Annotated in this window: 9 protein-coding genes; 5 read left to right on the plus strand and 4 right to left on the minus strand. The window is 65.3% G+C overall.

Annotated elements, in window-relative coordinates; genetic code table 11:
- Nucleotide 1: 1 nt before the first annotated feature.
- The gene (locus A4C63_RS24830; RefSeq protein ID WP_063915084.1) at nt 2-1,201 is read right to left on the minus strand and encodes an efflux RND transporter periplasmic adaptor subunit; all 1,200 of its coding nucleotides are present in this window, start codon (nt 1,199-1,201) and stop codon (nt 2-4) included.
- Entirely contained in the window at nt 1,194-2,447 is a 1,254-nt protein-coding gene (locus A4C63_RS24835; RefSeq protein WP_063915085.1) for a TolC family protein, read from the minus strand. Before A4C63_RS24835 ends, A4C63_RS24830 begins: the two co-directional genes overlap by 8 nt.
- Before the next feature lie 238 nt (nt 2,448-2,685).
- Between A4C63_RS24835 and aroQ the strand changes: the two genes are divergently transcribed.
- Nucleotides 2,686-3,135 carry a type II 3-dehydroquinate dehydratase gene (gene aroQ / locus A4C63_RS24840; protein ID WP_063915086.1) on the plus strand — a complete coding sequence of 150 codons (450 nt, stop codon included), beginning with the start codon at nt 2,686-2,688 and terminating at the stop codon, nt 3,133-3,135.
- Nucleotides 3,132-3,980 carry a shikimate dehydrogenase gene (locus A4C63_RS24845; protein ID WP_063915087.1) on the plus strand — a complete coding sequence of 283 codons (849 nt, stop codon included), beginning with the start codon at nt 3,132-3,134 and terminating at the stop codon, nt 3,978-3,980. Before aroQ ends, A4C63_RS24845 begins: the two co-directional genes overlap by 4 nt.
- A gap of 119 nt (nt 3,981-4,099) precedes the next feature.
- On the opposite strand, the gene A4C63_RS24850 is transcribed toward A4C63_RS24845, so the two are convergent.
- Nucleotides 4,100-4,636: a thioredoxin family protein gene (locus A4C63_RS24850; protein ID WP_256202978.1), complete on the minus strand. Its 537-nt coding sequence runs from the start codon at nt 4,634-4,636 to the stop codon at nt 4,100-4,102.
- Nucleotides 4,626-4,901, minus strand: a complete 276-nt coding sequence (locus A4C63_RS24855) for a DUF2790 domain-containing protein (RefSeq protein WP_063915088.1) — start codon at nt 4,899-4,901, stop codon at nt 4,626-4,628. Before A4C63_RS24855 ends, A4C63_RS24850 begins: the two co-directional genes overlap by 11 nt.
- Before the next feature lie 221 nt (nt 4,902-5,122).
- Between A4C63_RS24855 and A4C63_RS24860 the strand changes: the two genes are divergently transcribed.
- The 3 genes from A4C63_RS24860 (at nt 5,123) to A4C63_RS24870 (ending at nt 7,860) form a co-directional block, all read left to right on the plus strand.
- Entirely contained in the window at nt 5,123-5,863 is a 741-nt protein-coding gene (locus A4C63_RS24860) for a response regulator (protein ID WP_003250463.1), read from the plus strand.
- Nucleotides 5,860-7,146, plus strand: a complete 1,287-nt coding sequence (locus A4C63_RS24865; protein ID WP_063915089.1) for a HAMP domain-containing sensor histidine kinase — start codon at nt 5,860-5,862, stop codon at nt 7,144-7,146. Before A4C63_RS24860 ends, A4C63_RS24865 begins: the two co-directional genes overlap by 4 nt.
- A 231-nt stretch (nt 7,147-7,377) precedes the next feature.
- Nucleotides 7,378-7,860, plus strand: a complete 483-nt coding sequence (locus A4C63_RS24870; protein ID WP_063915090.1) for a DoxX family protein — start codon at nt 7,378-7,380, stop codon at nt 7,858-7,860.
- Nucleotides 7,861-7,989 lie beyond the last annotated feature (129 nt).

The raw sequence follows: 7,989 nt of genomic DNA on the forward strand, positions 1-7,989 counted from the left end.
ATCAATGGCTGTGCTCGGCCGAGCCCTTGCCCAGCTCGGACTTGAGGACAAAGCTGCCGGCGGCGGCCACCTGGGTTCCGGCGGCAAGGCCGGTGGTGATTTCCACCTGGCCGGCGTCGCGGCGACCGGTCTTCACCGGGCGGGCCTCGAAGCCTTCCTCGGTGCGGGCAAACACCACGGTCTGCTCCTCCCAGGTTTGCAGGGCGCTTTCCGGCACCACCACGGCGGCTTTGAAGCGCTCGACGCTGACCGCAACATTGACGAACAGCCCGGGGCGCCAGGCGCCATTGGGGTTGGCCAGGGTGGCGCGGACAGTGGCAGCGCGGTTCTGCTCGCCGAGCAGGCTGCCAACGTAGTTGACCTTGCCCTCGACCTGGGCACCCAGGTCCGGCGCGCTGACCGTGACATTGCGGCCGGTGACCACCTTGTCCAGGTCGCGCGGGGCGACGGCGAAGGTGGCCCAGACCCGGTTCAGGTCAGACAGGGTGAAGGCGTTGCTGGTCTCATCGACCACCTCGCCCACGGTCAGGTGCTTTTCCACCACCACTGCATCGAACGGCGCGCGCAGTTCATAGCGGTTGCCGGTGCCGGCCGGCCCCACGGCGGCTACCTTCTGCCGGGCGTTGGCCAGGGCAATCTCGGCTTCCTGCAAGGCCTGGCGGGCCTGCTGGTAATCCTGCTCGGCGCTGATGCGTTCCTGCCACAGCTGCTGTTCGCGCTGGAAGGTCAGGCGCGCCAGTTCCAGGCGGCGCTGGGCAGCTTGCTGCTCGCTGCGCAGGTCGGAAATCTGCTGGCTGGCGATCACCGCCAGCACCTGGCCGCGCCTGACCGCCTGGCCCAGCTCGGCTTGCACCGCCTCGACCACGCCGGGCACGCGTGGCACCACATGGGCGGTACGGTCTTCGTCAAAGCGGATTTCACCCGGGAAGCTGATGGCGGTACCCAACTCACGAGGGCCGGCGTTGGCCAGTTGCACACCGGCAGCTTCGATCTGGGCGATGGACAGGTGCAGCTTGCCCTCTTCTTCTTCATGGCCTTCGCCGGCCTGCTCCGCGCCGTGGCCGTGGCTGTCTTCGCCGTGGTCGTCGTGCCGGGCTTGCGTGCTCGACGCCTTGCCAAGGTTGTCGGTCCAGGCCAGGCCACCCAGGCCAAACGCGGCAATGGCGGCAGCCAGAAGGGCTATCTTGCGTGGTTTAGTCATTGTTGCTCCTGCTGTTCAATTTGTTGCTCAGGCCATCGAGGTCGCCATAGATCCGCTCGACCTGCGCCCGCGCGTCGGTCGCCGAGGCCAGTGCCTCGAGGTACAGCCCGCGTGCCTCGATCAGCGTGCGCTGGGCGTCGAGTACATCGAGAAAGGCGAACTTGCCCATTTCGAAACCGCGGGTGGCGGTGTCCACGGCCTGCTGCGCAGAAGGCAGGATGGTGCGGTCATAGGCCTGCACTTCCTGCATGGCCGTGGCCCACTGGCTGACGGCGCTGCGGGTTTCACTGCGCAAGCGCAGCTCCACGGCGTTACGCAGGTCACGCGCCTGGTCGGCACGGCGGGCCGCGGCCAGCACGTTGCCCTGGTTGCGGTCGAACAACGGCAAGGGCATCGACAGGCCCACCACATTGACCCGCTCGCGGTCTTCGCGGCTGTACTGGCTACCCAGGCTGACGGTGAGGTTGGGAATGCGCAGGGCCTTTTCCGACCCGAGGGACGCGTCGCCGCGCTCGACCTGGGCAGCGGCCAGGCGCCATTCGGCCGTCTGCTCGACCTGGCTGAGCAGGGCGTCGGCGCTGGGCGCGTCACCGGGGGACAGGTCGGCGGCCTGCAACTGGTCGAAGCTTGCCAACGGGCTGCCGGTCAACCGTGCCAGGGTTTGGTAGGCCACGCTGCGCTGGGTTTGTGCGCGGCGCACTTCGGCCTGGGCCTGGGCCAGTTGCACCTGGGCCCGGGTAGCCTCCACGGGCGATGACTGGCCGGCGGTCACCCGCCCCTGCACTACCCGCAGCCCACGCTCGGTCAACGCCTGCGATTGCTGCGCCAGCTCAAGCGCAGTCTGCGCGCGCAAGGCCGCATGGAAGGCCTGCACCACATCGGCGCGCAGGCCGTTGCGCTGGCGCTCCAGGTCCAGCTGGGCAATGGCCTGGCCGGCACCGGCCACAGCGATGCGTGCGCCGCGCTTGCCGCCCAGCTCCAACGGTTGGCTGAGGGTGACAGTGGTAGTGCTGGTGTCACGCCGGGTGTCCTCGACCTCCCAGGACAGTTCCGGGTTGGGGATTAGCCCGGCCTGGCGCCGCTCGCCTTCGGCAATGCCGATTTCCCGGCCAGCCGCGGCCAGTTCAGGGTTCTGGGCAAAGGCGGCGTCAAGCGCCAGGGGCAGGCTCAGGCTCTGGCTGGCCTGGGCGCTGGCGGCGCCGGCCAGCAACAGGCAGAGCAAGGCGGTCTTGCGGGGGATGGGCACGAAACAGGTCCTCGTCGGCGAGCTTTGGCGAGGGACTGTAGAAAGCCGTGCTTATCGGGGTGGTGGCGGGAAAATTACAATTTTGTAATCCAGCCTGCGTTTCTTTCCTCCAGGGGATTCGTACATGCAGGGTTCGATAATCGCCCACTTTCCGGGTACAGCGGTTTAGTCCAATTGACTAAACTAACCAGGCGGTACAAAACTAGGTGCATCCAACAACAACAAAGCGATGCCCGTAATGAAGCCCATTATTCTCGTGCTCAACGGCCCCAACCTGAACATGCTGGGCACCCGCGAGCCTGCCCAGTACGGCTACGAAACCCTCGCCGACCTGGCCCGGGGTTGCGCCGATACTGCCCATGCCCATGACCTGGAAATCGAATTCCGCCAAACCAACCACGAAGGCGAACTGATCGACTGGATCCATGCCGCCCGTGGTCGCTGCGCCGGCATCGTGATCAACCCCGGTGCCTGGACACATACCTCAGTAGCCATCCGCGATGCATTGGTGGCCAGCGAAGTGCCGGTTATCGAAGTACACCTGTCCAACGTGCACAAGCGCGAACCGTTCCGTCACCTGTCGTTCATATCGTCCATCGCCGTCGGGGTCATCTGCGGTCTGGGCAGCCATGGCTACCGCATGGCCATCAGCCACTTCGCCGAAAGGCTGCAGGAGCACAGCGCATGAGCCAGCAAGCCATCCTCGCCGGCCTGATCGGCCGCGGCATCCAGCTGTCGCGCACCCCAGCCCTGCACGAACACGAAGGTGACGCCCAGGCGCTGCGCTACCTGTACCGGCTGATCGATGCCGACCAGTTGCAACTGGACGACAGCGCCCTGCCCGGCTTGCTCGACGCCGCCCAACACACCGGTTTTACCGGGCTCAACATCACCTACCCGTTCAAGCAAACGATCCTGCCGTTGCTCGACGAACTGTCGGACGAAGCCCGCGGCATCGGCGCGGTGAACACCGTGGTGCTGAAGGACGGCAAGCGGGTCGGCCACAACACCGACTGCCTGGGCTTTGCCGAAGGTTTGCGCCGTGGCCTGCCCGACGTGGCACGGCGCCAGGTGGTGCAGATGGGTGCCGGTGGCGCAGGTTCAGCCGTAGCCCATGCCCTGCTGGGTGAAGGGGTCGAGCGACTGGTGCTGTTCGAAGTGGATGCGGCCCGTGCGCAAGCCCTGGTAGACAACCTGAATGCCCATTTCGGTGCCGGGCGCGCCGTGGTTGGCACTGACCTGGCCACGGCCCTGGCCGAGGCGGACGGGCTGGTCAACACCACGCCGGTGGGCATGGCCAAGCTGCCGGGCACGCCGCTGCCGGTGGAACTGCTGCATGCGCGCCTGTGGGTGGCGGAGATCATCTACTTCCCGCTGGAGACCGAACTGCTGCGCGCCGCCCGGGCACTGGGCTGCCGCACCCTGGATGGCAGCAATATGGCCGTGTTCCAGGCGGTTAAGGCGTTCGAGCTGTTCAGCGGACGCCAGGCGGATGCGGCGCGGATGCAGGCGCATTTCGCCAGTTTCACCTGACAGATCGTTGTTGGCTTCTTCGCGGGCTTGCCCGCTCCCACAGGTACTGCGCAAATTTCACTGATTACGCAAATCCCTGTGGGAGCGGGCACGCCCGCGAAGAGGCCGGCACAGACCACTCACTCTTTCTCATCCAGCAACGCCTGTATAACCTGCTCCTGCCCCCCATAATCCCCCTCACCAAAGTGCACATGGCGCACCTGCCCCTTGCGGTCGACAAAGTAGTGTGCCGGCCAGAACTGGTTGCCCCAGGCATTCCACACCTTGTAGTCGTTGTCCACCGCCACCGGATAACCGATCCCCAGCCCGGCCACCTTGTCACGCAAGGTGCCCACATCGTGCTCGTAGTCGTACTCCGGGGTGTGCACGCCGACCACCACCAGGCCCTGGTCGGCATAGCGCCGCGCCCATTCGTTCACATGCGGCAGGCTGCGCCGGCAGTTGATGCAGTCCCAGGTCCAGAAGTCCACCAGCACCACCTTGCCCTTGAGCCCGGGGCCATCCAGCGGCGCCGAATTGAGCCACTGGCTGGCTCCCGACAGCGACGGCATGGCACCGTAGCTGTCGCGGGCCATCAGGTGCCCAGCCAGGCCCAGGCCGGCCAGCGCCAGGGCAATGCCGCCAACCTTCAACAACAAGCGGCGATCAATTCTCATGGCAACCGCCGGTGGCATAGGTACGGTACTGCACGCTCTGCTGCTGGCCCTTGGAGTCGAGGTAGTCCATGCGGGTGTTCACCAGGCCGCAGGCGTCACTCTGGTCATCCTGTATCGACAGCACTTTCTTCACATCCAGATGGTCACCATAGCGGTACTGCATGACCCCGGCATCGCTCATCGGCATCGTGGAGGCCTGGGCGGCAATGGCGCCGAAGCTGAGCACGGCGAACAGGCTGGCACTGACGAAGGTATTGAGTTTCATGGCATCTCTCCTGTGTAACGCTTTGGGGGTGGGGAGGTGTGCTCCCCGGTCGAGAGCCATTTCACGCCGGCCAGGTATCCCATATGTGTCGCCCGAAGCTGTGATGTGCTTCCTCCTGTGTCTGTACGCGGGCCAGATACACTGCAATACAAAACCCCGCAGGCAAGGGCGAACACGCTCGGTACACTGCGCCCATCCCCTCTTGCACAGGAACGCAGCGCATGGAACACGTCGATCACATCCTGATCGTCGACGACGACCGCGAAATCCGCGAACTGGTCGGCAATTACCTGAAAAAGAACGGCCTGCGCACCAGCATCGTCGCCGACGGCCGGCAGATGCGCGCCTTTCTCGAAGCCAACAGCGTCGACCTGATCGTCCTCGACATCATGATGCCCGGCGACGACGGCCTGTTGCTGTGCCGCGAGCTGCGCGCCGGCAAGCACCGCAACACCCCGGTGCTGATGCTGACCGCCCGCAACGACGAAACCGACCGCATCATCGGCCTGGAAATGGGCGCCGACGACTACCTGACCAAGCCGTTCTCGGCCCGCGAACTGCTGGCGCGTATCAACGCCGTGCTGCGTCGCACACGCATGCTGCCGCCTAACCTGACCATCAGCGAAAGCAGCCGCCTGCTCGGTTTCGGCCAGTGGCGGCTGGACACCACCGCGCGCCACCTGCTCGACAGCGAAGGCACCTTGGTGGCCCTGAGCGGCGCCGAGTACCGCCTGCTGCGGGTGTTCCTCGACCACCCGCAGCGGGTGCTCAGCCGCGAGCAGTTGCTCAACCTGACCCAGGGCCGCGAAGCCGACATCTTCGACCGCTCCATCGACCTGCTGGTCAGCCGCCTGCGCCAGCGCCTGGGTGACGACGCCCGCGAACCCAGCTGCATCAAGACCGTGCGCAGCGAGGGCTACGTGTTCTCGCTGCCGGTGCAACTGCTCGAGTCGCCATCATGAAGTGGCCACGCACCCTGGCCTCGCGCCTGGCACTGATCTTCTTCACCGGCCTGGTGCTGGCCTACGGCCTGTCGTTCGGCCTGCAGGCTTACGAGCGCTACATCAGCAGCCGCTCGATGATGCTCAGCACCCTGGAGCAGGACGTGGCTACCTCGGTGGCCATTCTCGACCGCCTGCCCGCGGCCGAACGCGGCGCCTGGTTGCCGCGCCTGGAACGGCGTACCTACCGCTACCGTCTGGACCAGGGCCTGGCGGGTGAAGCAATGCCCAGCAGCGACCCGCCCATGGCCGCCGATTCGATCGTCAAGGCCATTGGCGCCGACTATCGCCTGACCTTCCAGGAAATCCCCGGCCCGAATGCGCACTTCCAGGCACACCTGAGCCTGGCCGATGGCGCACCGCTGACCATTGATGTAACCCCAGCGCCGGTCCCGGTAGCCCGCTGGCTGCCCGTGGTGTTGCTGATCCAGTTGGCCGTGCTGTTGCTGTGCACCTGGCTGGCGGTACGCCTGGCGATCGGCCCGCTCACCCGTCTGGCCCGGGCAGTGGACAACCTGGACCCGGACAAACCAGGCGTGCAGCTGGATGAAAGCGGCCCGCGCGAAGTCCGCTACGCCGCCGTGGCCTTCAACGCCCTGCAGGCGCGCATCGCTGCCTACCTCAAGGAGCGCATGCAGTTGCTGGCGGCCATTTCCCACGACCTGCAAACGCCGATCACGCGCATGAAGCTGCGTGTCGAAGTGATGGACGACGGGGTGGAGAAGGACAAGCTGTGGAGCGACCTGGGCGAGATGGAACACCTGGTACGCGAAGGCGTGGCCTATGCCCGCAGCATGGACACCAGCACCGAAACACCGTGTCGGGTCAACCTCGATGCCTTCCTCGACAGCCTGGTGTTCGACTATCAGGACAGTGGCGCCCGGGTCGAGCGCCATGGCAGCAGCGGCAGCCTGCTGGAAACCCGCCCGCATGCCTTGCGCCGGGTGCTGGTGAACCTGGTGGACAATGCCCTCAAGTTTGCCGGTGCTGCCGAGCTGGAGGTATGCCGCGAGGGTGGCATGACCGTGATCCGCGTGCTCGACAACGGGCCCGGAATACCCGGTGATGAACTGGATGAAGTGCTCAAACCGTTCTATCGCGTGGAAGGCTCACGCAACCGCAGCACCGGCGGCACCGGGTTGGGCCTGGCGATTGCCCACCAGCTGATCCAGGCCATGGGCGGCCGACTGACCCTGAGCAACCGCGCAAGCGGTGGGCTGTGCGCGCAGATCGAACTCAAATGACGGTTTGTGGGAGCGGCCTTGCGTCGCGATTGGGCTGCGCAGCAGCCCCAGGTTTTCAGCTTCGCCGCATAAATTGCCGGGGCCGCTTTGCGGCCCTTTCGCGACGCAAGGCCGCTCCCACAAAAAGCAGTCAGTACAATCCGATACACAACCCCACTACCGCCGACACACTGCAGATACCCCACCCCGACACACTCCCGGTCACACCACCACACCCTGGGAGCCCTGCTGATGAAACCCCATACCCTGACTACCTTCGACCGTTTCGGTACCTGGAGCGCCGACCTGCCGTTACGGCTGTTCCTGGCCTGGGAGTTTTTCGAATCCGGCTGGGAGAAATTCAATGGCAGCAACTGGTTCGCCGACCTGCAATCGAACTTCCCGTTCCCCTTCAACCTGCTGCCTGCAGAGTTGAACTGGCAACTGTCGATGTGGGCGGAGCTGACCCTGCCATTACTGCTGTTGCTGGGGCTGGGTACCCGGCTGGCCTCGTTGGGGCTGATGGTGGTGACCGTAGTGGCGATCGCCGCGGTGCATTGGCCGGCGCACTGGTCGAGCCTGGCCGAGCTGGCCCAAGGTTACGCCATTACCGACCAGGGCTTTGGCAACTACAAGCTGCCACTGATCTACCTGGTGGCGTTGCTGCCACTGCTGCTGAAAGGGGCTGGGCGGTTGAGCCTGGACAATTGGCTCAGAGGGCGGTTCTGCAGGTAATCTCGCCGGGGCTGCTTTGCAGCCCATCGCCCGGTTCGTCGCCACGACAAGCCAGCTTGTGTCTTGAGAGGGGATTAGAATCTGGAGTGAGAGCGGTGAATGGCAAGCTGAATGCCAGAGGTGCCTTGA

It is taken from the genome of Pseudomonas sp. p21 (assembly GCF_001642705.1).
GTDB lineage: Bacteria > Pseudomonadota > Gammaproteobacteria > Pseudomonadales > Pseudomonadaceae > Aquipseudomonas.

Excerpts from the sequence above, each read along its gene's own strand:
- A4C63_RS24830 (WP_063915084.1), bottom strand. The coding sequence starts at position 1,201 with ATGACTAAACCACGCAAGATAGCCCTTCTGGCTGCCGCCATTGCCGCG.
- aroQ (WP_063915086.1), top strand. The coding sequence starts at position 2,686 with ATGAAGCCCATTATTCTCGTGCTCAACGGCCCCAACCTGAACATGCTG.
- A4C63_RS24845 (WP_063915087.1), top strand. The coding sequence starts at position 3,132 with ATGAGCCAGCAAGCCATCCTCGCCGGCCTGATCGGCCGCGGCATCCAG.
- A4C63_RS24850 (WP_256202978.1), bottom strand. The coding sequence starts at position 4,636 with ATGAGAATTGATCGCCGCTTGTTGTTGAAGGTTGGCGGCATTGCCCTG.
- A4C63_RS24855 (WP_063915088.1), bottom strand. The coding sequence starts at position 4,901 with ATGAAACTCAATACCTTCGTCAGTGCCAGCCTGTTCGCCGTGCTCAGC.
- A4C63_RS24860 (WP_003250463.1), top strand. The coding sequence starts at position 5,123 with ATGGAACACGTCGATCACATCCTGATCGTCGACGACGACCGCGAAATC.
- A4C63_RS24865 (WP_063915089.1), top strand. The coding sequence starts at position 5,860 with ATGAAGTGGCCACGCACCCTGGCCTCGCGCCTGGCACTGATCTTCTTC.
- A4C63_RS24870 (WP_063915090.1), top strand. The coding sequence starts at position 7,378 with ATGAAACCCCATACCCTGACTACCTTCGACCGTTTCGGTACCTGGAGC.